Source organism: Microbacterium sp. DMC48 (assembly GCF_056313825.1).
Window position 1 is genome coordinate 473,008 of sequence record NZ_JBQUZN010000003.1, and the last position, 26,972, is coordinate 499,979.

Annotated in this window: 25 protein-coding genes; 8 read left to right on the forward strand and 17 right to left on the reverse strand. The window is 70.6% G+C overall.

The genetic code is table 11. From position 1 onward, the window contains the following. Positions 1–9: 9 nt before the first annotated feature. Together ACT53O_RS02205 and ACT53O_RS02210 are read right to left on the reverse strand one after the other, a co-directional pair. A complete protein-coding gene (locus ACT53O_RS02205; protein WP_112932471.1) occupies positions 10–834 on the reverse strand; it encodes an SURF1 family protein in 825 nt (274 codons plus the stop codon). After that, positions 831–1,952, reverse strand: coding sequence for a GuaB3 family IMP dehydrogenase-related protein (locus ACT53O_RS02210; RefSeq protein WP_016463524.1), 1,122 nt, complete (start codon positions 1,950–1,952; stop codon positions 831–833). Before ACT53O_RS02210 ends, ACT53O_RS02205 begins: the two co-directional genes overlap by 4 nt. Before the next feature lie 86 nt (positions 1,953–2,038). On the opposite strand from ACT53O_RS02210, the gene ACT53O_RS02215 reads away from it, so the two are divergent. Beyond that, positions 2,039–3,151 carry an FAD-dependent oxidoreductase gene (locus ACT53O_RS02215; protein WP_476151195.1) on the forward strand — a complete coding sequence of 371 codons (1,113 nt, stop codon included), beginning with the start codon at positions 2,039–2,041 and terminating at the stop codon, positions 3,149–3,151. Between the two features lie 21 nt (positions 3,152–3,172). Here ACT53O_RS02215 and ACT53O_RS02220 read toward each other — a convergent pair whose 3' ends face one another. The 3 genes from ACT53O_RS02220 to guaB all read right to left on the reverse strand — a co-directional run bounded on the left by ACT53O_RS02220 (position 3,173) and on the right by guaB (position 7,654). Beyond that, positions 3,173–4,861, reverse strand: a complete 1,689-nt coding sequence (locus tag ACT53O_RS02220; protein ID WP_476151197.1) for an ABC-F family ATP-binding cassette domain-containing protein — start codon at positions 4,859–4,861, stop codon at positions 3,173–3,175. A gap of 229 nt (positions 4,862–5,090) precedes the next feature. Next, the gene (locus ACT53O_RS02225) at positions 5,091–5,939 is read right to left on the reverse strand and encodes an endonuclease domain-containing protein (RefSeq protein ID WP_476151198.1); all 849 of its coding nucleotides are present in this window, start codon (positions 5,937–5,939) and stop codon (positions 5,091–5,093) included. A gap of 212 nt (positions 5,940–6,151) precedes the next feature. Next, on the reverse strand, positions 6,152–7,654 hold the full coding sequence (gene guaB, locus ACT53O_RS02230; protein WP_036322118.1) for an IMP dehydrogenase: 1,503 nt from the start codon (positions 7,652–7,654) through the stop codon (positions 6,152–6,154). Positions 7,655–8,015: 361 nt separating this feature from the next. Here guaB and ACT53O_RS02235 point away from each other — a divergent pair, with 361 nt between their 5' ends. Genes ACT53O_RS02235 through ACT53O_RS02250 form a run of 4 tightly spaced genes read left to right on the forward strand, consistent with a single transcriptional unit; the run spans position 8,016 to position 12,150 of the window. Continuing rightward, positions 8,016–9,356 (forward strand): branched-chain amino acid ABC transporter permease, encoded by a 1,341-nt coding sequence (locus ACT53O_RS02235; RefSeq protein ID WP_036322115.1) that lies wholly within the window; start codon positions 8,016–8,018, stop codon positions 9,354–9,356. A 10-nt stretch (positions 9,357–9,366) separates the two neighbouring features. Beyond that, positions 9,367–10,362, forward strand: coding sequence for a branched-chain amino acid ABC transporter permease (locus tag ACT53O_RS02240; protein WP_039413358.1), 996 nt, complete (start codon positions 9,367–9,369; stop codon positions 10,360–10,362). Continuing rightward, positions 10,355–11,368: an ABC transporter ATP-binding protein gene (locus tag ACT53O_RS02245; RefSeq protein ID WP_036322109.1), complete on the forward strand. Its 1,014-nt coding sequence runs from the start codon at positions 10,355–10,357 to the stop codon at positions 11,366–11,368. The genes ACT53O_RS02240 and ACT53O_RS02245 overlap by 8 nt, the downstream gene beginning before the upstream one ends. Next, positions 11,365–12,150: an ABC transporter ATP-binding protein gene (locus tag ACT53O_RS02250; protein WP_005050387.1), complete on the forward strand. Its 786-nt coding sequence runs from the start codon at positions 11,365–11,367 to the stop codon at positions 12,148–12,150. The genes ACT53O_RS02245 and ACT53O_RS02250 overlap by 4 nt, the downstream gene beginning before the upstream one ends. A 259-nt stretch (positions 12,151–12,409) precedes the next feature. Here the strand turns inward: ACT53O_RS02250 and ACT53O_RS02255 are convergent, their stop codons facing one another. The 3 genes from ACT53O_RS02255 to groES form a co-directional block, all read right to left on the reverse strand. Beyond that, a complete protein-coding gene (locus tag ACT53O_RS02255) occupies positions 12,410–13,744 on the reverse strand; it encodes an ABC transporter substrate-binding protein (RefSeq protein ID WP_112932466.1) in 1,335 nt (444 codons plus the stop codon). 170 nt (positions 13,745–13,914) lie between these two features. Beyond that, positions 13,915–14,847 (reverse strand): EamA family transporter RarD, encoded by a 933-nt coding sequence (rarD, locus tag ACT53O_RS02260; RefSeq protein ID WP_476151202.1) that lies wholly within the window; start codon positions 14,845–14,847, stop codon positions 13,915–13,917. Between the two features lie 141 nt (positions 14,848–14,988). Continuing rightward, positions 14,989–15,285 carry a co-chaperone GroES gene (gene groES / locus ACT53O_RS02265; RefSeq protein ID WP_005050391.1) on the reverse strand — a complete coding sequence of 99 codons (297 nt, stop codon included), beginning with the start codon at positions 15,283–15,285 and terminating at the stop codon, positions 14,989–14,991. Positions 15,286–15,527: 242 nt separating this feature from the next. On the opposite strand from groES, the gene ACT53O_RS02270 reads away from it, so the two are divergent. Both ACT53O_RS02270 and ACT53O_RS02275 read left to right on the forward strand, forming a co-directional pair. Next, positions 15,528–16,820 (forward strand): extracellular catalytic domain type 1 short-chain-length polyhydroxyalkanoate depolymerase, encoded by a 1,293-nt coding sequence (locus ACT53O_RS02270; protein WP_433720423.1) that lies wholly within the window; start codon positions 15,528–15,530, stop codon positions 16,818–16,820. Positions 16,821–16,843: 23 nt separating this feature from the next. Further along, a complete protein-coding gene (locus ACT53O_RS02275; protein WP_476151205.1) occupies positions 16,844–18,037 on the forward strand; it encodes a class I SAM-dependent methyltransferase in 1,194 nt (397 codons plus the stop codon). 25 nt (positions 18,038–18,062) lie between these two features. Here the strand turns inward: ACT53O_RS02275 and ACT53O_RS02280 are convergent, their stop codons facing one another. The 9 genes from ACT53O_RS02280 to coaA all read right to left on the reverse strand — a co-directional run bounded on the left by ACT53O_RS02280 (position 18,063) and on the right by coaA (position 25,822). After that, positions 18,063–18,557: a hypothetical protein gene (locus ACT53O_RS02280; RefSeq protein ID WP_112932462.1), complete on the reverse strand. Its 495-nt coding sequence runs from the start codon at positions 18,555–18,557 to the stop codon at positions 18,063–18,065. Beyond that, positions 18,554–19,621, reverse strand: coding sequence for a tRNA (adenosine(37)-N6)-threonylcarbamoyltransferase complex transferase subunit TsaD (gene tsaD / locus ACT53O_RS02285; protein WP_039413420.1), 1,068 nt, complete (start codon positions 19,619–19,621; stop codon positions 18,554–18,556). The genes ACT53O_RS02280 and tsaD overlap by 4 nt, the downstream gene beginning before the upstream one ends. Further along, positions 19,618–20,115, reverse strand: a complete 498-nt coding sequence (gene rimI / locus ACT53O_RS02290) for a ribosomal protein S18-alanine N-acetyltransferase (RefSeq protein ID WP_476151207.1) — start codon at positions 20,113–20,115, stop codon at positions 19,618–19,620. The genes tsaD and rimI overlap by 4 nt, the downstream gene beginning before the upstream one ends. Then, positions 20,112–20,804 (reverse strand): tRNA (adenosine(37)-N6)-threonylcarbamoyltransferase complex dimerization subunit type 1 TsaB, encoded by a 693-nt coding sequence (tsaB, locus tag ACT53O_RS02295; protein ID WP_476151208.1) that lies wholly within the window; start codon positions 20,802–20,804, stop codon positions 20,112–20,114. The genes rimI and tsaB overlap by 4 nt, the downstream gene beginning before the upstream one ends. A gap of 38 nt (positions 20,805–20,842) precedes the next feature. Further along, entirely contained in the window at positions 20,843–21,346 is a 504-nt protein-coding gene (gene tsaE / locus ACT53O_RS02300; protein WP_039413335.1) for a tRNA (adenosine(37)-N6)-threonylcarbamoyltransferase complex ATPase subunit type 1 TsaE, read from the reverse strand. A gap of 74 nt (positions 21,347–21,420) precedes the next feature. Next, a complete protein-coding gene (alr, locus tag ACT53O_RS02305; RefSeq protein WP_476151210.1) occupies positions 21,421–22,545 on the reverse strand; it encodes an alanine racemase in 1,125 nt (374 codons plus the stop codon). Continuing rightward, positions 22,542–22,904 (reverse strand): holo-ACP synthase, encoded by a 363-nt coding sequence (locus ACT53O_RS02310; RefSeq protein WP_036318303.1) that lies wholly within the window; start codon positions 22,902–22,904, stop codon positions 22,542–22,544. The genes alr and ACT53O_RS02310 overlap by 4 nt, the downstream gene beginning before the upstream one ends. A gap of 52 nt (positions 22,905–22,956) precedes the next feature. Then, entirely contained in the window at positions 22,957–24,807 is a 1,851-nt protein-coding gene (gene glmS, locus ACT53O_RS02315) for a glutamine--fructose-6-phosphate transaminase (isomerizing) (protein WP_295820627.1), read from the reverse strand. Positions 24,808–24,877: 70 nt separating this feature from the next. Continuing rightward, positions 24,878–25,822, reverse strand: a complete 945-nt coding sequence (gene coaA / locus ACT53O_RS02320; RefSeq protein ID WP_005050402.1) for a type I pantothenate kinase — start codon at positions 25,820–25,822, stop codon at positions 24,878–24,880. Between the two features lie 33 nt (positions 25,823–25,855). Between coaA and ACT53O_RS02325 the strand changes: the two genes are divergently transcribed. Further along, entirely contained in the window at positions 25,856–26,797 is a 942-nt protein-coding gene (locus ACT53O_RS02325; RefSeq protein WP_135948544.1) for a Ppx/GppA phosphatase family protein, read from the forward strand. The last annotated feature ends 175 nt before the right edge of the window (positions 26,798–26,972 follow it).

Sequence of the window (26,972 nt, forward strand, 5' to 3'; positions counted from 1 at the left end):
CCGTCAAGTCTAGTCGGCGTGCGCGGCCGCTCCGGCGGCCTGCGCCTCCTCCAGCGCCTCGACCTCCTTCTCCCACGCGTCGCGTGCGAGCCGGTACCACATGTAGAACGCGAAGCCCGCGAAGATGGCCCATTCGACGGCGTAGAAGATGTTCAGCCAGTTGACGCTGGAGCCCTCCGCCGGTGCCGGCGAGTCGATCGCGACGAGCCCGCCCACGAGCGGTTCGCCGGCGTCGGCGACGAGGTACGAGCGGTACACCGACAGCTCCTCGGTGTCATGCCACCAGCTCAGCAGCGCGGCCGGCGACATCCGCGTCATCTCGGTGTCCGCGGCCCCGCGCGGGGGCGCGACGGGACCCTCGTCGGCGATCAGCCGACCGGTGAGCGTGAGCGCGCCGCCGGGGTCGGCGTTGAGAGTGGATGCCGCGGCATCCGCGACCGCACGGTCGGCGCTCCAGCCAACGGCGACGGCCAGGGAGGTCGGCGTCGCCGCGTCGGTGCGCAGCTGCCCGGTGACCCAGTACCCCTGCTGACCGTCGTTGAAGCGCGAGGAGACCACGAGGAAATCGCCGGGGACGAACGATCCGGCGACCTCGACACGCTGACCGACCAGCGGCTCGGGCAGGTAGGCGCCGGGCGCGGTCACGTCGGCGATCGGGCGCACCTGTTCGGTGGCGCCGGGCGCCGGCGGCGAGGTGTCGATGGCGCGGCCCAGCTGCCACTGGCCGAGCCAGGCGAACACCGCCGCGACGACGAGGGCGAACACGAGCATGCCGAGCCACCAGGGGCGCAGCATGACCTCGCGCAGCGTCGGCGGGAACGGCTCCGCGGTCATCGACCTGCCATGTAGGGCGCGACGACGACCTCGACGCGCTGGAACTCCTTGAGGTCGGAGTACCCGGTGGTGGCCATCGACTTCTTCAGCGCGCCGATGAGGTTCGCGGTGCCGTCGGCGACCGGGGCGGGGCCGTAGAGGATCTCCTCCAGCGGCGCGACCTGCCCGACCTCCACGCGCTTGCCGCGCGGCAGCTTCGGGTGGTGCGCCTCGGGGCCCCAGTGGTAACCGCGGCCGGGCGCGTCGGTCGCGCGCGCGAGCGCGACGCCCAGCATGACGGCATCCGCGCCCATCGCCAGCGCCTTGACGATGTCGCCCGACGTGCCGACGCCACCGTCGGCGATGACGTGCACGTAGCGGCCTCCCGACTCGTCGAGGTAGTCGCGGCGCGCGCCGGCGACGTCGGCGACGGCCGTCGCCATCGGTGCATGGATGCCGAGGGTCGCACGGGTCGTCGAGGCCGCCCCGCCGCCGAAGCCGACGAGCACTCCGGCCGCGCCGGTGCGCATGAGATGCAGCGCCGCGGTGTAGGTGGAGGCGCCGCCGACGATGACGGGCACGTCGAGGTCGTAGATGAACTTCTTGAGGTTCAGGGGCGCGTCGACGCTCGAGACGTGCTCGGCCGACACCGTGGTCCCGCGGATGACGAAGAGGTCGACACCGGCGGCGACGACGGTCTCGTACAGCTCCTGCGTGCGCTGAGGCGTGAGGGATCCGGCGACCGTGACCCCCGCCTCGCGGATCTCGGCGAGGCGGTCGCGCACGAGCTCGGGCTTGATGGGCTCGGCGTACAGCTCCTGCATCCGACGGGTCGCCTCCGATGCCGGCAGAGAGGCGATCTCGGCGAGCAGCGGTTCGGGGTCGTCATAGCGGGTCCACACGCCCTCGAGGTCGAGCACGCCGAGTCCGCCGAGCTGGCCGAGCATGACGGCGGTACGCGGACTCATGACGGAGTCCATCGGCGCCCCCAGCACCGGGATCTCGAAGCCGAAGGCATCGATCGACCAGGCGGTCGAGACGTCTTCGGGGTTGCGGGTGCGCCGCGAAGGCACGACCGCGATGTCGTCGAACGCGTAGGCACGGCGGGCGCGCTTGGCGCGGCCGAGCTCGATCTCCATGGTCACCCCCTCAGCCTACTCGCGGAGCCCGCCCTCACCCTCCGGCGTCGGCGCGGCAGGATGGGAGCACCGGGAGAAGGGATGCCATGTCGGAACGCATCATCGTCGTGGGCGGCGGAGTCATGGGGTTGGCGACCGCGTGGCAGCTGGTGCGCCGCGGCGAGCGCCCGATCGTGCTGGAGCGGTTCGCCCGCGGCCACCACGAGGGCGCCTCGCACGGCGAGACCCGCAACTTCAACAATGCGTACGGCGACGCCCACTACCTCGACCTGCTCGTCCGCGCGCGCGAGGGCTGGGACGCGCTCGGCACGGTGGAGGGCGAACCGCTGCTACGACTGCACGGGCTCGTCTCGCACGGGTCGGGACTCGCGCTCGGCAGTGCGACGGCGCGCGATCTGCCGGCGATCGCGAGCGAGCTGGCTTCCCGCGGCATCCCGGCGCAGATCCTCGACGGCGCGACGGCCGGCCGGCGCTGGCCGGGGATGCGCTTCGAGGACACGGTGCTGTTCTCGCCCGACGCCGGCGTCGCCCGGGCGGCGGCGACCCTGCGAGAGCTCGAGCGCCGCATCGTCGCCGGCGGCGGCGAGGTGCGGTGGAACACGCGCGTGCGCGCGGTCGCGGCCGATGCCGACGGCGCGACCGTGGTGACGGACGCCGAGACGCTGCGCGCCGACGTGCTCGTCGTGACCGTGGGCGCCTGGACCTCGAGGCTTCTCGCCGACCTCGGCATCCCCCTCCCGCCGCTGCGGGTGACGGAGGAGACGCCGGCGCATTTCACGACGACCTCCACGGGCCCCTGGCCCTCGTTCAACCATTTCGTCGCTCCGGGCTCGCAGCCGGCGAACGTCTACGGCATGCCGACGCCCGGCGAGGGCGTGAAGGTCGGCTTCCACGGCATCGGCGACGAGGTCGATCCCGACCGGCGCCCGCACCGGCCGGTGCTCCAGCGCGAGCTGCGCGACTACGTCCGCGAGTGGTTCCCCGGCCTCGACGCCGACACCGCCGTGCCGATCTCCTGCACCTATACGACGACACCGACCGAGGCGTTCGTGCTCGACCGGGTCGGACCGGTGGTGGTGGGCGCCGGATTCTCGGGGCAGGGCTTCAAGTTCGCGCCGGGGGTGGGGGCCACCCTCGCGGATCTCGTGCTCGATGCCGACGCGCGCGCGGCCGAGCCGTTCCGTCTGCCGGGCGCCTGACCGACGACCGCGGGCGCGCCCCTATCGCGCCCGCGCCACCCGGGTCTCGTCCCAGACCGGCTCATCGGACTCGACGACCCGACCGTCCGCGCCGAAGACCAGGAAGCGATCGAAGGAACGCGCGAACCAGCGATCGTGCGTGACCGCCAGCACCGTGCCCTCGAACCGGCCGAGCGCCTCTTCGAGCGCCTCCGCCGACACGAGGTCGAGGTTGTCGGTGGGCTCGTCCAGCAGCAGCAGCGTCGCGCCCGACAGCTCCAGCAGCAGCACCTGGAAGCGCGCCTGCTGCCCGCCCGACAGGCTGTCGAAGCTCTGCTCCGCCTGACGGACCAGGCCGTAGCGGTCGAGCGCCGAGCTTGCGGCATCCCGCGGCATCCCGGATCTGCGGTCGTCGCCGCGGTGGAGGATGTCGAGGAGCGAGCGCCCGACGTACTCGGGATGGCGGTGCGTCTGGGCGAACCACCCGGGCCGCACACGGGCGCCGAGCACGGCGCGCCCGCTGTGGGCGACCGGCTCGAGCGCGACGCCGACCTCGGTGACGTGGCCGAGGAGAGCGTCGGGATCGGTGCCGCCGCGAGCCAGCAGCCGCAGGAAGTGGGACTTGCCCGACCCGTTCGAGCCGAGCACGGCGATGCGATCGCCGAACCACACCTCCAGGTCGAACGGCTTCATCAAGCCCGTCAACTCCAGCTGCTCGGCGACGACCGCGCGCTTGCCGGTGCGCGCTCCGCGCAGGCGCAGATCGAGGTTCTGCGCGGGCGGACGCTCTTCGGGCGGGCCCGCGTCTTCGAAACGACGAAGCCGAGTCTGGGCGGCACGGTAACGGGAGGCGAACTCGTCACTGGCGGCCGCCTTCGCCTTCATGTCGGCGACGAACCGCTGCAGTTTGAGGTGCTGCTCATCCCACCGGCGGCGCAGCTCGTCGAGTCGAGCCATCCGGTCTTCGCGCGCGGCGTGGTAGCCGTCGAAGCCGCCGCCGTGCACCCAGGCACTGCTGCCCGCGCCGCCCGGCTCCAACGTCACGATGCGGTCGGCGGCACGCGCCAGCAGCTCGCGGTCGTGGGACACGAGCAGCACGGTCTTCGGGGTCTCGCGCAGACGCTCTTCGAGCCAGCGCTTGCCGGGCACATCGAGGTAGTTGTCGGGCTCGTCGAGCAGCAGCACCTCGTCGGGTCCGCGCAGCAGCGCTTCGAGTGCGAGACGCTTCTGCTCGCCGCCCGAGAGGCTGGTCAGCGCGCGGAAGCGGGCACGGGCGAAGGGGATGCCGAGAGCGGCGATCGTGCAGGTGTCCCAGACGGTCTCGTACTCGTAGCCGCCCGCTTCGGCGTAGTCCGCCAGCGCGCTCGCGTAGCGCATCTGCGTGTCGAGATCGTCGCGTTCGATGATTGCGGCCTCGGCATCCTCGAGTTCCCGTGCCGCCGCGCCCACGCGCGCCGGGGCGACCGAGACGAGCAGATCGTGGATGGACTGCTCCGCCGTGCCGTGACCGACGAACTGGTCCATGACACCCAGCCCGCCGTCGATCGTGACGACGCCGGACTGCGGGGCGAGCTCACCGCGGATGAGGCGCAGGAGCGTGGTCTTGCCGGCCCCGTTGGGGCCGATGAGGGCCGTCGTCTTGCCGTCGGCCACCCGGAACGTCACCTCGTCGAGAAGCGGTCGGCCGTCCGGCAGCACGAAGGAGACGGCGGCGATGTCGATGTAGCCCACAGCGGGTCCTTCCGCCCTCGCCGCGGTGCGGGCGCAGAGCCGACCAGCCTAACCGGTCGCGGCCCGACCGCGCGAACCGGGCACGCCGGTCCGGCGCGAGCCCGGCCGGCGAACTCCGCAGGATCTCGCGAACTCCGCACCGGATCGCGCAGATGGATGCGGATTTCGTAAGAATCTGCGGAGTTCGCACGCACACGGATGCCGCGGGCGACGTGATGTCGCGGGTGCGTCAGCGAGCGGGCACGTCGTGCAGCCCCGCGGCGAGCGCCCGGCGGATCGCGCGCTCGACGCCGGCGGCGTCGTGCACGACCTGCGCGTAGGAGAACCGCAGCACGGTGTAGCCGCGCAGCCGCAGTTCGGCATCGTGGGCGATGTCCTTGGACCGCTGCGTGGACGACGAGTGGTGCGTCCAGCCGTCGATCTGGATGACGAGCCACTCGCCGACGAGGACGTCGACGGGTCTGCCCGCGACGTAGACCTGCTGCCGCACGCGCACGCGTAGCCGGCGCAGGGGACGGCACACCAGCACCTCGAGACCGGAGTCGGCCAACCCCGTGACCTCCGCGGCGAGCGCCGTCGCCGCGCGCGACGGCCAGCGGATCGCGCGCAGGGCCTCCGGCGCCAGGCGCTCGAGACCGGCGGCCGATTCCCAGAGCACGAGCGCCTCGTCCGGCGGCAGGCAGACGGCGATGTGTGCGAGCGCGTCCTCGATCGTCGCCACGAGGGAGCGTCCCAGGGGCGCGATCGGCTGCGCCCAGTGCGCGATGCCGTCCCAGGGGGCGCGGGGTCCCGTCGATCCGGGCGGAAAATGCAGGTGCAGCTCCTCCCCCACTCCCTCGGGGATCCACCACCCTCGCCTGCGCGCGAACGTCGTGCAGCTCACCCGCCCACCCCACCGCGCCGCCTCGCGCAGGTCGTGAGCGGCGTCGCGCCCGACGAACCACGCGCGGCGGAAGAGCTCGACCGCTCCCGACCGCACCGCCGCGCGGAGCTGCTCGGCGCTGTACCCCTCACCCCGCAGCTGCTGACGGTGCTCCGCGGTGCCGCGGAGACGGTCCGAGATGGGCACGAGCTGCATACCGGCATCCTGACCGGCTCTCGCGCCCGACCGGGCGCCCCAGGCGCCATCTGTAGCGAGAAGCCTCACGACGGCGGTTGGGGAGGAGTTCACGAACCCCGCAGAATGTGACGAACTCCGCACCCGATAACGCGAATGGATGCGGAGTTCGTGCGAATCTGCGGAGTTCGTGACACCACGGATGCCGCGGCCGCGGATGCGGCGGGCCGCGCTCAGCGCTTGTAGTTGGGCGCCTCGACGACGATCTGCACGTCGTGCGGGTGGCTCTCCTTGAGCCCGGCCGCGGTGATGCGGACGAACTTGCCGCGCGCCTTCAGCTCTTCGATGGTGCGGGCGCCGACGTAGAACATCGACTGCCGCAGGCCGCCGACGAGCTGGTAGGCCACGGCCGACACCGGGCCGCGATAGGCCACCTGACCCTCGATGCCCTCGGGGATCAGCTTGTCGTCGCTCGGGATGTCCGCTTGGAAGTAGCGGTCCTTCGAGTACGACGTCTTCTTGCCGCGGGTCTGCATCGCCCCGAGCGATCCCATGCCGCGGTAGAGCTTGAACTGCTTTCCGCCCTGGAAGACGATCTCACCCGGCGACTCGTCCGTGCCGGCCAGGAGCGATCCGAGCATGACGGTGTCGGCACCGGCGACGAGCGCCTTCGCGATGTCACCCGAGTACTGCAGACCGCCGTCGGCGATGACCGGGATGTCGGCCCCGCGCGCCGCCTGGTAGGCCTCCCAGATCGCGGTGACCTGGGGCACGCCGACGCCCGCGACGATGCGGGTGGTGCAGATCGAACCCGGGCCGACGCCGACCTTGACGGCATCCACGCCCGCCTCGATGAGCGCCTGCGCGCCCTCCCGGGTCGCGACGTTGCCGCCGATGACGTCGATGTGCGCGAACGACTCATCGGCCTTGAGACGACGGACCATGTCGATGACACCCTGAGACTGCCCGTTGGCGGTATCGACGACGATGACGTCGACACCCGCGTCGCGCAGGGCCTCGGCGCGCTCCCACGCGTCGCCGAAGAAGCCGATCGCCGCACCGACACGCAGGCGCCCCTGGTCGTCCTTCGTCGCCAGCGGGTACTTCTCGCTCTTGTCGAAGTCCTTGATCGTGATGAGGCCCGCGAGCTTGCCGTCATCGTCGATGAGCGGCAGCTTCTCGACGCGGTGCTGCGCGAACAGGGCGATGACCTCGTTGGCACCGATGCCGACGCGCCCCGTGACGAGGCCCTCGCTGGTCATGACGTCGCGGACCTTGGTCGTCTGGCGCTCGAAGCCCGAGACGAAGCGCATGTCGCGGTTGGTGATGATGCCGAGAAGGCGCCCCTCCTCGTCCACGACGGGAAGACCCGAGATGCGGTACTGACCGCAGAGCGTGTCGACCTCTTCGATCGTCGCGTCGGGCGTCGTCGTGATCGGGTCGGTGATCATGCCCGACTCGCTGCGCTTGACCTGGTCGACCATCGCGGCCTGCTCGGCGATGGCGAGGTTGCGATGCAGGATGCCGAGTCCACCCTCGCGAGCCATGGCGATGGCCATCCGCGCCTCGCTGACGGTGTCCATCGCCGCCGACAGCAGCGGGGTGGCGACCGTGATGCGGCGGGTGACCCGCGACGACGTGTCGGCCTCGGAGGGGATGACGTCGGTGTGCCCCGGCAGCAGGAGCACGTCGTCATAGGTCAATCCGACGAAACCGAACGGGTCGTTGTGCTCCACGTGCTCTCCTGTGTCTGGCATGTGCGGCGCGCGCGGGTCGCGTGTGTATCGCGCGCGCGAAAGGCGGGTGTACCGATTGTAAGTCGCGGCGACCTCCGCGCATTCCGCGGATACTCCCGGCCCGTGCGGCGCGCGGCTCGCCCCGGACATCTCGATACGTTCACGTGAACGTTTCGCCTCTTGACGCGGGGCGGCATCTGAGGGAGCGTTTCTCCACGCGACGATGCGCACCCCGACGAAGCTCCAACGACGGAGCGACGACGTTCTTGTGCGAAACACGCGCGACACATCCGGGTCGTAGCCTCGACCCACCAACGAGCGACCGTCCGGATGGCCGCCGTCGATTTCAGAGTGGAGTGCCATGCTCGTGTCCTCAGCGAGACTCGGGGTCCATCCGCGACGACGAGTCGCCCTCCTCGTCTCCCTTCTGTTCGCCGCGATCACGATGCTGGCGGTGCTGCTGCCGGCACAGCCCGCCGCAGCCGCCGCGGCATCGTGCTCCGCCGATGCGTCCACGGCGTGCGTGCAGGGCACGATCCGCCAGAGCGACGGCTCACCCGCGGTGGGTGTGGGACTGACGATCTCCGGCCCCGGCGTCGGCGCCAGCCCGACCACGACGACCGACAGCGCCGGACGGTGGGTGTTCGCCGTCACGAAGGACGGCACCTACACGGTGAAGGTGGATGCCGCGACACTCGCCCAGGGCCAGTACCTCGACGGCGCCGACTCGCGCGAGGTCAGCGTGACGCTGCACTCCGACGTCTCGGCGATCTTCAAGCTCTCCGACAGCCCGGACGGCGCCGCCGCCAGCGCGAGCGCGTTCGACTGGCCGCGGTTCTGGCAGCAAGCGGTGCAGGGCATCCGCCTGGGCCTGCTTCTGGCACTCGCCTCGCTGGGACTGTCGCTCATCTTCGGCACCACCGGCCTCAGCAACTTCGCCCACGGCGAGCTCGTCACCATCGGCGGTGTGCTCGCCTGGTTCCTCACCTCGCTCACCGGCAACCTCTGGCTCGGTGGCGGCCTCGCCGTCATCGTGATGGCGGCGCTGGGATGGGTGCAGGATGCCGGGCTGTGGAAGCCGTTGCGGCGGCGCCGGCTGAGCCTGACCCAGATGATGATCGTGTCGATCGGCCTGTCGATCGCGCTGCAGTACGTCGTGCAGCTGTGGATCGGCGCGGGGACGGTGCGCATCGACAAGTCGAACCCCGCCACGGTGACGATCTTCGGCGTCACCCTGACCATCCAGTCGTACGTCGCGATGGGAATCGCGATCGTCGCCATCGCGGCGGTCGGGCTCGGCCTGATGTACACGCGCTTCGGTCGCGCCACCCGCGCGGTCTCCGACAACCCGGCGCTGGCCTCGGCATCCGGCATCGACGTCGACAAGGTGATCCGTGGCGTGTGGATCCTCGCCTCGGGCCTCGCGGGCTTGGCCGGCGTGCTGCTCGGCCTCGTGCTCAACGGCATCGGCTGGGAGACCGGCGGCCAACTGCTGCTGCTGCTGTTCGCAGCCGTCACCCTCGGCGGGCTCGGCACCGCGTTCGGCGCGTTCGCCGGTGCGATGGTCATCGGCCTCATCGTCGAACTCACGAACATCTGGCTGCCGGGCGATCTGAAGTACGCCACGGCGCTCGCACTGCTCATCGTCATCCTGCTGTTCCGGCCGCAGGGCATCTTCGGCCGCGCCGAGCGAGTCGGCTAAGGAGAGGGCCATGGACTTCTGGATCACGCTGCTGCAGCAGCTCACCGAGACCGCGATCGCGCCGATCACCGCCGCGTACGTCATCGCGGCGATCGGCCTCAACATCCACTTCGGGTACACGGGGCTCATGAACATGGGGCAGGCGGGCTTCATGCTCCTCGGCGCCTACGGGTTCGCCATCACCGTCATCAACGGCGGCGGCTTCTGGTTGGGGGTTCTCGTCGCGATCGTGGCGTGTGTCGTCTTCGCCTTCGTGCTCGGCATCCCGACCCTGCGACTGCGCGGCGACTACCTCGCGATCGTCACGATCTGTGCGGCCGAGATCGTGCGCATGGTCGGACGCCTGTCCGCCCTCGCCGACGTGACCGGCGGGTCGACGGGCCTCGTCGGACCCGAATACCGCGGGGCGTTCACGAGCCTGTCGATCCTGCCTCCGGGCACCACGCAGATCCTGTGGTTCTCCTACCCCAACACCGACCCGGGGTCGGGCAACGACTGGTGGACGCGCCTGGTCGCGTGGGCCCTCGTCGCCATCGCCCTGCTGTTCACCTGGCTGGCCATGCGCAGCCCGTGGGGTCGTGTGCTCAAGGGCATCCGCGAGGACGAGGACGCCGTACGCAGCCTCGGCAAGAGCTCGTACTCCTACAAGATGCAGGCGCTCATCATCGGCGGTGTGCTCGGCGGCATCGCCGGCATCCTGGTGGTGCTGCCGGCCTCCGTGCAGCCGGACGGCTTCGGCCGCCCGCTCACGTTCAACCTGTGGACGATCATGCTGCTGGGCGGCGCCGCCACGATCTTCGGCCCGCTGCTCGGATCGATCATCTTCTTCGTCGTGCGCATCGCGATCGTGCAGATCGCCGGCGAGTACATCCCGGCGTCGATCCTCAACACGCAGCAGACGCAGTGGCTGTCGTGGGTGCTGATCGGCATCGCTCTCATGCTGCTGGTGATCTTCCGACCACAAGGCATCCTCGGCAATAAGAAGGAGTTGAGCTTCAATGCCTGACCAGACCGCCGACCGCGCCGTTCCGGTCTCGCAGGAGCCCGGCGCGATCACACAGGCCATCCGCTCCACGCTGCTGAACGTCGCGGAGACGCCCGGCTCGGCCAAGCCCGATCCCATCCTGGTGGTCGACAACATCGTGCGACGCTTCGGCGGCATGACGGCCGTTAACGTCGACCACCTCGAGGTGCAGCGCGGCGCGATCACGGCGCTGATCGGCCCGAACGGCGCCGGCAAGACCACGTTCTTCAACCTCATCACCGGCTTCGACAAGCCGTCGTCGGCGAAGAAGCTCTTCGGGGGGCCTTCGCCGGCCGAGGCTGCCAAGTGGTCGTTCGACGGGCGCACGCTCGGCAACACCGCGGCATCCAAGGTGGCCCGCGCCGGCATGGTGCGCACGTTCCAGCTGACGAAGGCGCTGTCGCGCATGACGGTGCTCGACAACATGCTGATCGGCGCGAAGGACAACCCCGGTGAGAACCTGGCGGTCGGCCTCGTCAAGCCACTGTGGGGCGGCGCCGAGAAGGCGAACATCGCCAAAGCCGAGGAGCTGCTGCAGCGCTTCAAGCTCGACACCAAGCGCGATGACATGGCCGGAAGCCTCTCCGGCGGGCAGAAGAAGCTTCTCGAGATGGCTCGGGCCCTGATGAGCGATCCCAAGATGATCATGCTCGACGAGCCCATGGCCGGGGTCAACCCCGCGCTCACGCAGAGCCTGCTCGAGCACATCCAGGCGCTGCGCAACGACGGCACGACCGTGCTGTTCGTCGAGCACGACATGCACATGGTGCGCCACATCTCCGACTGGGTGGTCGTCATGGCCCAGGGCGAGGTGGTCGCCGAGGGCGATCCGGAGCGCGTCATGAAGAACCCGGCCGTGATCGACGCCTACTTGGGCGCGTATCACGACACCGATCTCGGCGACGATGCCGCCGTGAACACGGGCCTCATCACCCAGATCGAGGCCGAGGTCGAAGCCGAGGCCGAGCAGGAGGACGACCACAAATGAGCATGCCATCCGCCGCGGCTGCGCCCGAGGCACCGACGGCGACGCCGGTCGTCAAGGCCGACAGCCTCGTCGCCGGCTACCTGCCGGGCGTCAACATCCTCAACGACTGCACCCTGGAGGCGTTTCCGGGCGAGCTCGTCGGAATCATCGGCCCCAACGGCGCCGGCAAGTCGACGCTGCTGAAGGCCCTCTTCGGCCTCGTCAACGTCCGCTCCGGCGCCGTGACGCTGGAGGGCGAGGACATCACCAACCAGAAGGCCAACCAGCTGGTGCAGGCGGGGATCGGCTTCGTTCCCCAGACGAACAACGTCTTTCCCTCCCTGACGATCGAGGAGAACATGCAGATGGGCATGTTCTTGCGACCCAAGGAGTTCCAGAGCCGCGTCGCCGAGATCTGGGAGCTCTTTCCCGTGCTGGGCGAGCGTCGCAAGCAGCGCGCCGGATCGCTCTCCGGCGGCGAGCGCCAGTCGGTCGCCATGGCGCGCGCCCTCATGATGAAGCCGAAGGTGCTGCTGCTGGACGAGCCCAGCGCGGGCCTGTCCCCCGTTCGCCAGGACGAGACGTTCATCCGCACGCGGGAGATCAACAAGACCGGTGTGACCATCATCATGGTGGAGCAGAACGCCCGTCGCTGCCTGCAGATCTGCGATCGCGCGTACGTCCTCGACCAGGGCCGCAACGCCTACGAGGGCGCGGGACGCGAACTCGCGAAGGACCCGAAGGTCATCGAGCTGTACCTCGGCACGCTCGCCGCGGATGTCGAGGCGTCGCACTCGGACTGACCGCTCAGGGACAGAAGGGGCCTCGCCGTCTCGGCGAGGCCCCTTCTGCACGCGCGCGGCTTTCGATGCGGAGATGCGCAACGGATGCGGACGCCGAACGGCACGGCATCCGCATCCGTTGACCGCATCCGCATCTGTTGACGGCGCTGGCGACGGGAGATCGGATGCCGCGGCGGGCATATGCACCCGCCGGCTGCGCGCCGAGACACGAAGAAGGGGCGGATGCCGCGGCATCCGCCCCTTCTGTCGTGCGCAGGTGTCAGTTCACGGAGCCCTGGATGGACTTCTGGAAGACGGGAGTGTTGTTCGCGTCGAACTTGTAGATGCCGATGTAGGCGCTCGACGGGTCGTTCTGGGAGTTGAACGGACCGATGCCCGCCTTACCCGTGTAGGTGATGTCCTTGCCGCTCTTGATGAGCGCGAGGCACGAGGCGTAGTCGGAGCACTTCTCACCGTTGGTGGTGCCCGAGACCGCGGCGAGGTTCGCCTGGATCGTCGGACCGTCGGTGCCCTTGCCCTTCTCGGCGGCCAGTGCCGCGAGCACGATGGCGTCGTAGGACTCGGGAGCGTACGAGAAGTCCTTCAGGTCGGCGTTCGCGCTCTTCTTGTAGAAGTCCACGAGGCGCTGCTTGAACTCGGGGTCGGGCTGGGCGCCGGGAATGGTGCCCTGGGCGCCGGTGAGCGTGCCCGCCTCGAAGTCCTTGCTGTAGTCGGCCGTGTTGCCGTCGACGAGGTACGTCTTCGACAGATCCCAGCCCTGAGCCTTCAGCTCGGGGACGATCTGCTTGGTCTCGTCGAAGGCGAGGATCACGATCGCGTCGGGCTTGGCCGCCAGAGCCGCCGACACCTCGGACGAGAAGGTCTTCTGACCGGGAGCGAACTCCTGGCCCTTGCCCTTGGCGCCGTAGACGACTTCGCCGCCCGCCTTGGTGACGGTGTCTTCGACGACATCGCGCAGGCCGGTGCCGTACGCGTCGTTGAAGACGATGAACGCGACCTTCTGGACGCCGTCACCGATGACGAGGTTGCCCAGCGCCGAGCCCTGCACCGTGTCCGGCGGAGCGGTGCGGAAGTAGTAGCTGGAGTAACCGGAGAGCTCGGTCGCGGTGTTCGCCGGCGAGATCTGCACCTTGCACTTCGAGACGATGGTGTCGACGAAGTTGAGGCTGACGCTCGAGGACTCGGCACCGAGCACGACCTGAGCGTCCGACGACGCGATCTGCGCAGCCGAGGCGGTGGAGACCGACAGGTCGGACGAGGCGCCGGAGTCGGTGATGGGGCCGACCTTGATGGGCTGACCGAGCACACCGCCGGCGGCGTCGATGTCTTCGACGGCAAGGCCGTAGCCGGCCTCGGCGGGCGGGTTGAGGTAGGCCAGCGAACCGGTCTGCGGCAGGATCGTCGCGAGAGTGAACGGTCCGGTCGAGGGCGTGCCGGGCGTGCAGGCGGCGGCAGGGTCCGCCGACCCCGTCGAGGTTGCCGTGGGAGCCGACGTGGTGCCGCCTCCGCCCGAGCTGGAGCACCCTGCGAGGGCGAGCGACGCGGCGCCCGCGAGCGCAAACGCGGCGATGAGCGCCTTGTTGCGATGAACCATGGGTTCTTCCCTTTCTTCGATGACATCGCGCGGCGCACGGGCTCCGCGGTCTGGCTTGAACGCTAAACCTGCTGTGTCACCAGGATGTTTCGCGCACGCATCGAAGAGAAGCACCGCGACGCAATCGTTATGAACGTCGCGCGGGCGCCGCTCACGTCGTCGAGACGTTCTCAGACCAGATCGGCGACGTCCGAGACGTTTCGGGCCCGCCGCGACGACACCACGGAATCGACGCTCAGCACGACCAGCGCGACCCACACCAGCGCGAACCCGATCCAGCGTTCGAGCGGCATCGGCTCGTGCAGGATCCACGCGCCGATGATGAACTGCAGGATGGGGGCCACGAACTGCAGCAAGCCGATCACGGTGAGCGGCGCCCGTCGCGCACCCGCGGCGAACAGCAGCAGCGGAACAGCGGTGACGACGCCGGCAAGGGTGACGAGGACGGTGTGCCCGGCGCCCTGGGTGCCGAAGACGAGGCCGGTGGTGGCGGCGACCACGACCAGCTGGATGAGGGCGATCGGGGTGAGCCAGAGAGATTCCAGGGTGAGGCCACTGATCGCATCGACCCGAGGACCGATCTGCTTCTTCACGAGACCGTAGGTGCCGAAGCTCGCCGCCAGGGTCAGCGCGATCCAAGGGAACGATCCGTAGGCGACGATGATGACGATCACGGCCAGTCCCGCGAACCCGATCGCGATCCACTGCGCCAGCCTCAGACGCTCCTTCAGCACGATCACACCCAGCAGCACGGTCACGATCGGGTTGATGAAGTACCCGAGGCTCCCCTCGATGACGTGCCCGGTGAGGATGCCGATCAGGAACACCTGCCAGTTCACATAGATCAGCAGGCCCGCGATGATCGTCCAGAACACGAGCCGTCGATCACGCAGGATCGCGATGAGCTTGCCCCACGTGCGGGTGAGCGTCAGCAGGATCGCGCAGAACGCGAGGGAGAAGAGAATGCGCCAGACGACGATCTCCCACGGCCCGATGGGCGCCAGCAGCAGGAAGTAGAGGGGCATGAATCCCCAGAGGAAGTACGCCGCGAAGGCGTAGATCCCCCCGCGCCGCTCTTCACGTGCGGTCTCGGCGGGTGTCATGAGAGAAAGCCTACGACGGTCGTGACATCTTCGGACCGACGGATGCCGAGGCATCCTGCCGTTGGTCGTCGTTCCTCCGCCAATCCGCGTCAACGACGATGGCCCCCGGACTTTGCCGGGGGCCATCGTCGTGTGCGATCGTCAGCGGACGACGACCGCCAGAACGTCGCGGGCCGACAGGACGAGGAACTCGTCGCCGCCGAACTTCACCTCGGTGCCGCCGTACTTGCTGTAGATGACGCGGTCGCCGACGGCGACGTCGAGCGGCACGCGGTTGCCGTTGTCGTCGATGCGGCCGGGGCCCACGGCCACGACCTCGCCCTCCTGGGGCTTCTCCTTGGCGGTGTCAGGGATGACGAGGCCACTGGACGTGACCTGCTCAGCCTCGACCTGCTTGATGACGATGCGGTCCTCGAGCGGCTTGATGGAAACCGACACGGTCTACCTCTTTCTTGCTGGGCGTGATGCTTCAAGACTCGTTAGCACCCACAGGGGTGGAGTGCTAACAGAAGTCTAGAGCGCGGCTGGCACTCGTGCAACGCGAGTGCCAACTCTGCGAGACCACCACCCCCCCTGTTACATGAATCATGTTTCACTTACCATCGGACCTGCGCTCCCACGACCGGGACGACCGGGCAACGGTGCCCGGACGATGGCGGGAGCGGGATCGGAGTCGACCGATGACCACCCCCGACCTCACGACGGATCACCCCGCTCATCGGCGGCGACGCGCGCTGGCCGCGGCCCTGACGGCGGCGGCCCTGGCTGTCGGCGCTCTCCTGGCCGCACCGGCAGCGAGCCCCGCTGCGGCGGCGACGGGGTCGTGGACGACCGAGTCGATCGCGGGCATGAGCGTGCGGCTCTACACGCCGGCGAGCGCCGCGACGCTGGGCAACGGTCGCGCGCTGATGATCAGCCTGCACGGGTGCGTGCAGACGGCGTCGACTCTGCAGACCGCCGGCAACTGGGCCGCGACGGCGGAGCAGTACGGCATGGTCGTCGCCCTTCCCGACGCCCCGGGCGGGGGTGTGGTGCTCGGATGCTGGGACTACTACGACGGCAACCATTCGCGCACCGCACCCGCCCGCCACGACGACAACCTGTTGGCGCTGGTGTCGGCGCTCACCGGCCGCGCGGCGCTCGGCATCGACCCGGCGCAGGTGTACCTCTCGGGCCTGTCCTCCGGCGGCGGCGAGACCATGGTGATGGGGTGCCTCGCCCCCGACGTGTTCGCTGGCATCGGCATCAATGCCGGACCCACCGTCGGCACGACGTCGGGACAGATCGGCAGCGTCGCCGTCTCGCAGGCTCAGGGCACGGCCACGTGCCGCACCTTCGCCGGCTCGGCATCCGCATCGTTCTCGAGCCAGCTCACCTCGGTGATCTACGGATCGAATGACACCACGGTCGCGACGGGCTACAACACTCTCAACGCGCAGATCATGGCCGGCATCTACGGCGCCGGGTCGTCGTCGACGTTCTCGCTGGCGGGGCTGGCCGGCACCAACACGGCGGGGTCGGGCACGATGTACGCGGATGCCGCGGGTCCGCGCGTCTCGCTCATTCAGAACACCGGCCTCGGTCACAACTGGCCGGCCGGCGGCGGGCCGGGCGGCTCGTACGTCTCGACCAACAGCATCGACTACCCCGCGTACGTGACCGGCTTCTTCTTCGCGCACAACCGGCGGGTCGACCGCGCGGCGACACCGAGTCCGACGCCGACGCCCACGCCGACGCCGACGGCGACGCCGACCGCGAGCCCCAGCCCGACGCCGACCGCACCGGGCGCGACGTGCGTGAGCGCGACCAATGCCGCCCACAAGGCCGCGGGCCGGGCGACCAGCTACGGCGTCAATCCCTACAACCCGTATTACGCGGTGGGCAGCCTGGACTACCTGGGGCAGGGGGATGCGACCGTGACGAGTCTGCAGCAGACGTCGGCATCGCGCTGGACGAAGGTGAGCGGGTGCTGAGCAGCCCCGCATAGGCTGGCGGGATGGAACGCGCCGAGCTCACCGCCCTGCTCACCCCCGAGGGGCTGCGGCTGGCCGATGAGCTCGGCGCGATCGACTCCGCCGACGAGGTGGCGCGCACCGTGTCGCGGCTGCGGGCGCAGGGCCTGACGCCCGAGCTGGTCTCGGCCGCCGTCGGCCAGGCGCGGCTGCGGACGCGGGCGCGCGCGAAGTTCGGGGCGTTCGCCGACCGCATGCTGTTCACGCGGGCGGGTCTCGAACAGGCCACACGGCTGTCGGTGGGCGCCCGCCACGCGGGCCGGTTCCGCGACGCCGGAGTGCACCGCGTCGCCGACCTCGGCTGCGGCATCGGGGGCGATGCGCTCGCGTTCGCCGGGATCGGCCTCGACGTGCTGGCCGTCGACGCCGACGAGACCACGGCCGCCCTGGCCGCGTACAACCTCGCCCCGTTCGGCGAGTCCGCGACCGTGCGCCATGCCCGCGCCGAGGAGGTCGCCCTCGACGGCGTCGAGGCGGTGTGGCTCGATCCGGCCCGACGCACGGCCGGCCATACCGAGACGGTGCGGGTCGCCGCGGGCGACTGGTCGCCGCCGCTGGAATGGGTCTTCGCGCTGGCGCAGCGGATGCCCGCGGGCATCAAACTCGGACCGGCCTTCGACCGGGCACAGATCCCCGCGGATGCGGAGGCGCAGTGGATCAGCGTCGACGGGTCGACGATCGAGCTCGTGGTCTGGACCGGAACGCTCGCTCGCGACGGTGTTCGCCGCTCGGCCCTCGTCGTCCGCTCCGACAGCGCCGCCGAGCTGACCGCTGCGTCCGATGCCGAGGATGCCGAGACACGGCCGCTCGGCGCCTTCGTCCACGAGCCGGAGGGCGCTGTCATCCGTGCGCGCCTCATCGGCGAGGTGGCTCGCCGCCTCGACGCCGGAATGCTCGCCCCCGGCATCGCCTACCTGACCTCCGATGCCGAGATCACGAGCCCCTTCGTGCAGTCCTTCCGCATCCTGGAGGAGCTGCCCTCGGATGTGAAGGCGCTCCGGCGCGCCCTGCGCGAGCGGGAGATCGGAACGCTGGAGATCAAGAAGCGCGGCGTCGACGTCGACCCCGCCATCCTTCGCACCCAGCTGAAGCTGACCGGTCCGCGCGCCGCGACGCTCATCCTCACGCGTGCGGGGACCTCACGCGTCGCGCTGCTCGCCGAGCGCGTCACCCGCTGACGCCGATCGCGCCGGCGCGGCGCCGTCAGCCGAACAGCGGCCCCTGGGTCGACGCCCACCACAGCCAGCCCGCGCTGTAGGCGAGCGACAGCAGGCTCAGGCACAGCGCCCAGACCGCGACGGCCCGACTCTCCCAGGGACGGCGCAGCGCGACCACGGCGAGCACCGCGGCCAGGATGCCGATGAGCACGCCCCAGCCGACGACCAGCGAGACGATCAGTGCCACGACGGCGAGGGCGAGAGCCCACGAGGCGCTGCGAGGCAGCACCGGCGGCGTCGGCGCCCACCGCACGTCGGGTTCGGGTGTCCACGACCCCGTGGTCGCGGCATCCGGCTCCACCGGCGCGCCGACCGCAACCGGCACCGGCTCGGTGAGCTCGCGCTGGAAGCCGCCGCGATGCGCTCCGGGCAGGGCCGCCGTGCCCGCGGGCGCGACGTCGGCCGATGGCGCCTCCAGACGGGCGTCGATGCGCGGCGGCGGAACGTCGTCGGGCGCCGTGTCGGGGCGGTCGTCGCTCATCCCGTGGCCTCCCCGGCGACCTGGATCTCGGTCACCGGCAACGTCGAGTCGGCACCGAAGGCGAGGCTCGAGGGAGCGCGTCCACTCGCGATCAGCTCCGACGCGAGCGCGGCGATCATGGCCCCGTTGTCGGTGCACAGGCTCAGCGGCGGGATGCGCACGGCGACTCCCGCTTCGGCCGCGCGCGCCAGCGCGACCTCGCGCAGGCGCCGGTTGGCGATGACGCCGCCCCCGAGCAGCAGGCGCGGCACGCCGTGCTGCGCGCACGCATCGAGTGCTTTGGTGACGAGCACATCGACGACGGCTTCGCGGAAGGATGCCGCGACATCTCCCACCGCGACCTGCTGCCCCGAGGCCTCGGCCTGCTCGACCCAGCGCGCCACGGCCGTCTTCAGACCGGAGAAGGAGAAGTCGTAGCGGTGCGCCGCCATGTCGGAGGCGCGAGACAGCCCGCGCGGGAAGTGGATGGCGGCCGGGTCGCCGCCCGCCGCGGCGCGGTCGATCTCCGGTCCGCCGGGGTAGGGCAGTCCGAGAATCCGGGCGATCTTGTCGAAGGCCTCACCGGCGGCGTCGTCGAGGGTCTCGCCGAGAAGCTCCACATCGCTCACGAGATCGCGCACGAGCAGCAGCGAGGTGTGTCCGCCGCTGACCAGCAGCGCGACGGTGGGGTAGTCGACGTCCTCGCCGGTGAGCAGATCGGCGGCGATGTGCCCGACGAGGTGGTTGACGGCGTACAGCGGCTTGTCGAGGCCGACGGCGAGCGCCTTGGCGGCGCCGATGCCGACCATGAGCGCTCCGGCGAGGCCCGGCCCGCTCGTGACGGCGACGGCATCCACGTCGGTGAGGGCGATGCCGGCCTCGGCCACGGCCGCGTCGATCGCCGGCTGCAGAGCTTCGAGGTGCGCGCGGGCGGCGACCTCGGGCACGACCCCGCCGAAGCGGGCGTGCTCGTCCATCGAGCTCGAGATGGTGTTGCTGAGCAGGGTGCGGCCCCGGACGATGCCGATGCCGGTCTCGTCGCAACTGGTCTCGATGCCGAGCACAAGCGGTTCACGAACGGTCATGAGCACACTCCCCCGGTCTGCGTCTGTGCGTCTCGCTCGGCGGCCCAGGCGAGGAGATCGAGCTTCATGACGACGGCATCCACGTCGTCGGGCTGGTAGTAGCGGGGGCGACGCGCGATCTCGAGGAACCCCTCCGAGACGTACAGTGCGGCGGCGGTCGGGTTGTCGGCACGCACCTCGAGGAACACCTCGCGCGCCCCGCGCTGCCGCGCTGCCTCCAGCAGCGCCCGCAGCAAGGTCCGCCCCCGCCCGCGGCCCCGCGCGGACGCGGCGACGGTGATCGTCTGGATGTCGGCATCGGCGGCGCGCGCGACGGCGCGCACCCCGCCGTATGCGAGCAACCGCCCCGCCTCCACGTCGACCAGGTAGTGCGCGTGGGGTGAGAGCAGCTCTTCGCGCATCATCGGCTCGCTCCACGCGTCGGTCGGAAACGACGCGCGTTCGAGGTCCATGATCTCCGCGAGGTCGTCGACGGTGGCGGCGCGCAGCGTCATGCGCGCCCCTCGACGCCCGGGCGGATGACGCTCTTCGGCAGCGTCACGTCGGGAGCACGCAGGTACAACGGCTCGGCACCGGCGAGTTCGCGTCCCGCGGCGACGGCGCGCGCCGCGACGACGGCGAGCATGGCCGCGCTGATCGTCGTCACCTCGACGCGGTCCGCCTCGTGAGCGGACAGCACCGCGTCGATATCGGTGCGCAGGGCGAGGGCTGGTCCCGCGGTGCGGATCGGGATGCCGTCGGCATCCATGCCCTCGTAGACCGAGTACGCGACCTCACGCCGGCGGGCGTCGGTGACGACGGCGAACCGGCGCGCCTCGGCGTAGGGATCGGCGATCGCATCGTCGAGGAGGATCGCCAGGGCCGCCGCGTCGTGACTGGGCACGGCGACGACCGGAAGGTTCCGCGCGAGAGCGAAGGCGCGCGCGGCTGCGATACCCACCCGCAGCCCCGTGAAGGGGCCCGGCCCCATGCCGGCGGCGACGTGTGTGAGGCTGACCGGCTCTGCCGCCCCGGTCTGTCCGATCGGGCCCCGGGCCGCGTCGGCGAGCGCGTCGCGCAGGAGGTCGCCGATGACTTCGGCGTGGCCGAGTGGGTTGTCGCTCGTGCGGTCGGCGCGGACCGCGCCGTCGGGATCGACGACGCCGACGGCGGTGCCGAGCGAGGTGTCGATGCCGAGGATCACCCCTCCAGGGTAATCGGGGTGAACGCCCGCCGGAGCGCTCACCCGTGGCGGGTGATGCGGACGAGCCGTGGTGCGGCGTCCTCCATCGCGGCCATGTGGGGACCGGCGGTGCCGCAGGCGTTGTCGACGCCGGTGCCGCTCCAGCCCCGGTCGATCTCGACCTCCCACCAGCGGTCGGCGACGGCATCCGCGAACGGCGCCGCCCACTCGGCGACGACGACCGCGTGGGCGAAGTCGATGTCCAGATCGTCGAGCTCGCCGTCGGTGCCGAGCCGGTAGGCGTCGACATGCACGAGCGCGGGACCGTCGGCGAGCGAGGGGTGGGTGCGGGCGATGACGAAGGTCGGGCTCTGCACGCGGCCGCGCACCCCCAGCTCGGCGGCGATACCGCGCGTCAACGTCGTCTTACCCGCGCCCAGCGGCCCCGTGAGCACGACCAGATCACCGGCGCCCAGCGCGCGGCCGAAAGCCCGACCCAGTTCTTCCATCTCTGCGGGCGAGGCGATCTCGCGCTGCCCGACGAATTCATCCAATCCGCTCATGCGATCACCGTTTCGTCTTCTCTCCGCTGGCGTGCAACACCGCGGACGGGTCGCGGATTCCCGCAGGTGAGCGGTCACACCGCGCCCTCGCGCCGCGGCACGCGCGGACCGATGCGGGTGACGATCTCGTAGTTGATCGTGCCGGCGGCATCCGCCCACACCTCCACCGGCGGCGCCCCGAGCGTCGGGTCGCCGAACAGCACCGCCTCCTCGCCCACGGCGACCGGGTGGTCGCCGACGTCGACGACGAACTGGTCCATCGCGATGCGGCCGGCGACGGGGAAGACCTCCCCGTCGATGCGGACGGCGCCGCCGCCGGACGCTGCGCGCGGCACACCGTCCGCATACCCGGCGGGGATCAGCGCGAGCGTGGTCGGCTGCGTCGTGCGGTAGGCGTAGCCGTACGAGACGCCCTGGCCGGCGGGCACGCGCCGCACCGCCGCGACCGCGGCGCGCAGGGTCATCGCCGGCCGCAGGCCCAGTTCGGCGGACGTGCGGTCGGCGAACGGCGACAGCCCGTAGATCGCGATGCCGAGCCGCACGCACCCGAAGCGCGACTCGGGCAGGGCGATGGCCGCGTGCGAGGCGGCGATGTGCCGCAGCTGCGGAGCGAGACCGTGGGATGCCGCGAGCGCGAGCCCGTCCGTGAAGCGTTCGATCGCGGCGCGGTCGTCGGCGGAGGACGTGTTGGAGAGATGACTGAAGATGCCCACGACCCGCAGACGCCCGATGCGCTCGAGGCGGGCCGCTTCGGCGAAGGCGACCGCGTAGTCGCCGGGAGCGAGTCCGTTGCGGCCGAGACCCGTCTCGATCTTCAGGTGCACGCCCACGGGGCGATCCCCCGTCGCCGCCGCGGCGGCGGCCTGCAGTTGATCGAGGCTGGAGACGCCGAGCTCGATGCCGCGGGAGGCGGCTTCGGCGAAACGGGCTCCGGGTGCGTGCAGCCAGGCGACGAGGGGGGCATCGATGCCGGCACGGCGCAGGGCCAGCGCCTCGTCGATGTCGGAGACGCCGATGCGGCGCGCACCGCCCTCCAGTGCCGCGCGGGCCGCCCGCACGGCGCCGTGCCCGTACCCGTCCGCCTTGACGACGGCGATGATCTCGGATGCCGTGAGCTGTCGCAGATGCCGCACGTTCGCGGTGATCGCGGAGGTGTCGATGACGGCTTCGCGCAGCACGCCCTCGGGGAGTCTGCTCATGCGCTCTCCTGCGACTCGGCGATGACGTACGCGGTCGCCAGGCCCGCGTCGTGACTGAGGGACAGGTGGAGGGCGCCGATGCCGCGCGCGGCGACGGTCGCCGCCGTCTCGCCGGTGAGTGCGAAGACGGGCCGACCCGACGGCTCGCTCGCGACCTCGATGTCGGTCCAGTGCACGCCGTCCGAGCCGCCGAGAGCCTTGATCAGCGCTTCCTTGGCGGCGTAGCGGGCGGCCAGCGAGTGCGGTCTGAGGGCCCGCTCCGTCGGCGCGAAGAGCCGCTCGAGCAGCCGAGGCGTGCGCTGCAGCGACCGCTCGAAGCGCGGGATGTCGACGAGGTCGACGCCGATTCCGATGATCACGGCATCCACCCCCTCCGCACGCGCGCCCCCGCCAGCCTACCTGCGGCGGCGATTACTCGACGGTGACGGACTTCGCGAGGTTGCGCGGCTGGTCGACGTCCAGGCCCTTCGCGGTGGCGAGGCCCATGGCGAAGATGTGCAGCGGCACGACGGCCAGGAGCGGCTCGAACAGGGGGCCGGCCAGCGGGATGCGCAGCACCTCGTCGGCGAACGGCAGCACGGCGGCGTCGCCCTCTTCGGCGACGGCGATGACGCGGGCGCCGCGGGCGCGGATCTCCTGGATGTTGGAGACGACCTTCTTGTGCAGCTCCGCCGATTCGCGCGGAGAGGGCACGATGACGAAGACCGGCTGACCGGGTTCGATCAGGGCGATCGGGCCGTGCTTGAGCTCGCCGGCGGCGAAGCCCTCCGCGTGGATGTAGCTGATCTCCTTGAGCTTGAGCGCACCCTCCAGAGCGATCGGGTAGCCCACGTGGCGCCCCAGGAACAGCACCGACTGGGTGTCGGCCATCCAGCGGGAGAACTGCTCGATGTGCGCCTGCTCCTCCGCGAGCACCCGCTGGATCTTGGCGGGGATCGCCTCGAGCTCGCGCACGTGCGTCGCCTGCTCGGCCACGGGGATCGTGCCGCGAAGACGCGCGACGTGCAGCGCCAGCAGGTACAGGGCGGTGATCTGGGCGACGAAGGCCTTCGTGGAGGCGACGGCCACCTCGGGCCCGGCGTGCGTGTAGATCACGGCATCCGACTCGCGGGGGATGGTCGCTCCCTGCGTGTTGCAGATCGACAGCGTCTTGGCGCCCTGCTCGCGGGCGTACTTGACGGCCATCAGGGTGTCCATCGTCTCACCCGACTGACTGATCGAGACGACCAGCGTGTCCTCGCCGATGACCGGGTCGCGGTAGCGGAACTCGTGCGCGAGCTCCACATCGACCGGGATGCGGGTCCACTGCTCGAGTGCGTACTTGCCGGTCTGCCCGGCGTAGGCGGCAGTGCCGCACGCGATCACGACGATGCGACGGATGCCGGTGAACAGCTCGTCCAGTCCCTCGAGCTCGGGAATGGTCACGGTGCCGTCGTGCAGGCGTCCACGGATGGTGTTCGCGACCGCGTCGGGCTCCTCGGAGACCTCCTTGGCCATGAACGAGGACCAGCCGCCCTTCTCGGCCGCCGACGCGTCCCAGACGACCTCGAACGGCTCGACCTCGACGGGGGCGCCGGTGAAGTCGGTCACCTCGACGCCGGCGGGTGTGATCGCGACGATCTCGTCCTGACCGATCGCGAGCGCGTGGCGGGTGTGCTCGACGAAGGCGGCGACGTCGGAGCCGAGGAAGTTCTCTCCCTCACCGAGACCGATGACGAGGGGGGAGTTGCGGCGGGCGCCGACGACCAGCCCGGGCTGGTCGCGGTGCATCGCCAGGAGGGTGAAAGCGCCTTCCAGACGTGCGACGACGGTGCGGAAGGCGGCGACGAGATCGCCGGAGGCCTGATACTCGCGGCCGAGGAGGACCGCGGCGACCTCGGTGTCGGTCTCGGAGCGGAACGTGTACCCCTCGCTGAGCAGCTCGGCCTTCAGTTCCGAGAAGTTCTCGATGATGCCGTTGTGGATGACGGCGAGCTTGTCGTCGTCGGCGAGGTGGGGGTGCGCGTTGGCGTCGGTCGGCCCCCCGTGGGTGGCCCACCGCGTGTGACCGATCCCGGTCGTGCCGTCGGGCATCGGGTGGGCGGCGAGATCATCGCGCAGCACCTGCAGCTTGCCCGCGCGCTTGCGCATGTCGAGGTCACCGCCGCCGTCGATCACGGCGATGCCGGCCGAGTCGTAGCCGCGGTACTCGAGGCGGGCGAGCCCGGACAGCAGGATGGCCTGGCTGTCGCGAGGACCTACGTAACCGACGATTCCACACATAGGCTCAATGCTAGGTGCGGGCATTTGCTCGGAGCCCTGACAAACGCCGTGAATTCGGCGGATGTCGCCGTCAGAGCTTGCGCAGGCGCACCGACTCCACCGCGTGCGCCGCCGCCTTCTTCAGCACGAGGGTGGCGCGGTGACGCGTGGGCGCCACGTTCTCGCGGAGGTTGGGCAGGTTGATCTCGTTCCAGTAGCCGAGGGCCGTCGTGACGGCCTCCTCGTCGGAGAGGTCGGCGAACACGTTGAAGAACGAGCTCGGGTTGCTGAACGCCCCGCGGCGCAGGGCGAGGAAGCGGTCGACGTACCACTGGGCGATGTCGGCTTCGTCGGCATCCACGTAGATCGAGAAGTCGAAGAGGTCGCTGACGGCGACGTCGTGGGGCGACGGCGGGGGCGAGAGCACGTTCAGGCCCTCGACGATGACGACGTCGGGGCGACGGACCGTGACATGCGCATCGGGGACGATGTCGTAGCGCACGTGCGAGTAAAACGGGGCGCGCACCTCCGCGGCGCCGGATTTGACCTCGGTGAGAAAGCTGACCAGTGCGCGGCGGTCGTACGACTCCGGAAAGCCCTTGCGCTCCATGAGGCCGCGGCGCTCGAGCTCCGCGTTCGAGTAGAGGAAGCCGTCGGTGGTGACCAGTTCCACCCGGGGCGTTCCCGGCCACCGGCTCATCAGCTCGCGCAGCAGCCGCGCAATGGTGGACTTTCCGACCGCGACCGACCCGGCGACGGCGACCACGAACGGCGTGGTCGAGTCGGCTTCGCCGAGGAAGGCGGCCGTCTCGGCGCCCAGGCGCTGGGTGTTCTCGGCGTAGGTGCTCAGCAGCCGACTCAGCGGCAGATAGACCTCGCGCACCTCGGTGAGATCCAGCCGATCGCCGATACCGCGCAGCTGCACGACCTCGGTCTCGGTGAGCGGAGCGGGGATGCCGGCGGCCAGGCGTGCCCAGTCTGCGCGCCCGATCTCGCGGTACAGCGAGTCGATCGTCGTCTCGTCTTCGGTGGACATCGGGCCCACTCTATCTGTGGATACGCTGAACCCATGCGTCTCGGAGTCCTCGATATCGGCTCGAACACCGTCCACCTGCTTGTCGCCGATGTCCATCCCGGCGGACGTCCGCAGGCCACGACGAGCCAGCGCACGGTGCTGCGTCTCATGCGCTATCTCGAGCCCGACGGCGCGATCAGCGAGGCGGGTGTGGAGGCGCTCGTGGATGCCGTCGCGCAGGCCCGCGCCGTCGCCCAGGCGGAGAACGTCGTCGAGCTGCTGGCGACCGCGACCAGCGCGGTGCGCGAGGCCACGAACGGCGCCGACGTGATCGCGCGGATCGAGGCGGCCCTCGGCCAGGAACTGCAGGTGCTGGGCGGCGAGTCGGAGGCGCGGTTCACGTTTCTCGCGGTGCGCCGCTGGTTCGGCTGGTCGGCGGGGCAGATCCTGCTCTTCGACATCGGCGGCGGATCGCTGGAGATCGCCGCCGGCGCGGACGAGCTGCCCGACGTGGCCGCATCGGTCCCTCTCGGCGCGGGAAGGACGACGGTGGAGTTCCTCCCCCACGACCCGCCCGGCGAAGACGCCGTGGAGGTGCTGCGCGAGCACGCGCGGGGTGTGCTCGCGCCCGTCGCCGCGCGCATGTCCGGTCAGCCGCGACCGAACCACGTCGTCGGCTCCTCGAAGGCCATCCGGTCGCTGGCCAAGCTCGCGGGCTACCCCGTTCCGGGGTGGAGCGGCAGCGAGCGGATGCTGCTTCCCCGGGGAGCGCTGGGCTCGTGGATTCCGCGGCTGGCACGCATCCCGGCATCCGCCCGTCAGGAGCTGCCCGGCATCACCGCCGACCGCACCTTCCAGATCGTCGCGGCCGCCGTGGTGCTGCACACGGCCATGACGGCGCTCGACGTCGACGAACTCGAGGTGAGCCCCTGGGCGCTGCGCGAAGGCGTGCTGCTGCGGTACATCGAGTCGCTGAGCTGGCAGGAACCGGCCTGAGCGTCGCCGTCGCCGGCGGATCGAGGGGAGCAGCCCCTCCGTCGGGGGGGGGTGCGTCGGGGGGAACGCTGACGGAGGGGCCGCGCACCCCAGTCGTCATGCCCGCAGAGCCCCGATCCTGTCGGGTCAGGGCTCGGGGATGGGTAGTGAGTGCAGGCTCAGGCTAGGGCGCCGC

Bases quoted from the DNA above. Each gene is read 5' to 3' on its own strand.
- ACT53O_RS02210 (WP_016463524.1), bottom strand. From the start codon at position 1,952: ATGGAGATCGAGCTCGGCCGCGCCAAGCGCGCCCGCCGTGCCTACGCG.
- tsaD (WP_039413420.1), bottom strand. From the start codon at position 19,621: ATGACCGTTCGTGAACCGCTTGTGCTCGGCATCGAGACCAGTTGCGAC.
- ACT53O_RS02255 (WP_112932466.1), bottom strand. From the start codon at position 13,744: ATGGTTCATCGCAACAAGGCGCTCATCGCCGCGTTTGCGCTCGCGGGC.
- coaA (WP_005050402.1), bottom strand. From the start codon at position 25,822: ATGTCCACCGAAGACGAGACGACGATCGACTCGCTGTACCGCGAGATC.
- ACT53O_RS02235 (WP_036322115.1), top strand. From the start codon at position 8,016: ATGCTCGTGTCCTCAGCGAGACTCGGGGTCCATCCGCGACGACGAGTC.
- ACT53O_RS02215 (WP_476151195.1), top strand. From the start codon at position 2,039: ATGTCGGAACGCATCATCGTCGTGGGCGGCGGAGTCATGGGGTTGGCG.
- ACT53O_RS02245 (WP_036322109.1), top strand. From the start codon at position 10,355: ATGCCTGACCAGACCGCCGACCGCGCCGTTCCGGTCTCGCAGGAGCCC.
- glmS (WP_295820627.1), bottom strand. From the start codon at position 24,807: ATGTGTGGAATCGTCGGTTACGTAGGTCCTCGCGACAGCCAGGCCATC.
- ACT53O_RS02205 (WP_112932471.1), bottom strand. From the start codon at position 834: ATGACCGCGGAGCCGTTCCCGCCGACGCTGCGCGAGGTCATGCTGCGC.
- ACT53O_RS02275 (WP_476151205.1), top strand. From the start codon at position 16,844: ATGGAACGCGCCGAGCTCACCGCCCTGCTCACCCCCGAGGGGCTGCGG.
- alr (WP_476151210.1), bottom strand. From the start codon at position 22,545: ATGAGCAGACTCCCCGAGGGCGTGCTGCGCGAAGCCGTCATCGACACC.
- ACT53O_RS02240 (WP_039413358.1), top strand. From the start codon at position 9,367: ATGGACTTCTGGATCACGCTGCTGCAGCAGCTCACCGAGACCGCGATC.
- tsaE (WP_039413335.1), bottom strand. From the start codon at position 21,346: ATGAGCGGATTGGATGAATTCGTCGGGCAGCGCGAGATCGCCTCGCCC.
- ACT53O_RS02280 (WP_112932462.1), bottom strand. From the start codon at position 18,557: ATGAGCGACGACCGCCCCGACACGGCGCCCGACGACGTTCCGCCGCCG.
- ACT53O_RS02325 (WP_135948544.1), top strand. From the start codon at position 25,856: ATGCGTCTCGGAGTCCTCGATATCGGCTCGAACACCGTCCACCTGCTT.
- rarD (WP_476151202.1), bottom strand. From the start codon at position 14,847: ATGACACCCGCCGAGACCGCACGTGAAGAGCGGCGCGGGGGGATCTAC.
- rimI (WP_476151207.1), bottom strand. From the start codon at position 20,115: ATGACGCTGCGCGCCGCCACCGTCGACGACCTCGCGGAGATCATGGAC.
- ACT53O_RS02270 (WP_433720423.1), top strand. From the start codon at position 15,528: ATGACCACCCCCGACCTCACGACGGATCACCCCGCTCATCGGCGGCGA.
- ACT53O_RS02250 (WP_005050387.1), top strand. From the start codon at position 11,365: ATGAGCATGCCATCCGCCGCGGCTGCGCCCGAGGCACCGACGGCGACG.
- ACT53O_RS02225 (WP_476151198.1), bottom strand. From the start codon at position 5,939: ATGCAGCTCGTGCCCATCTCGGACCGTCTCCGCGGCACCGCGGAGCAC.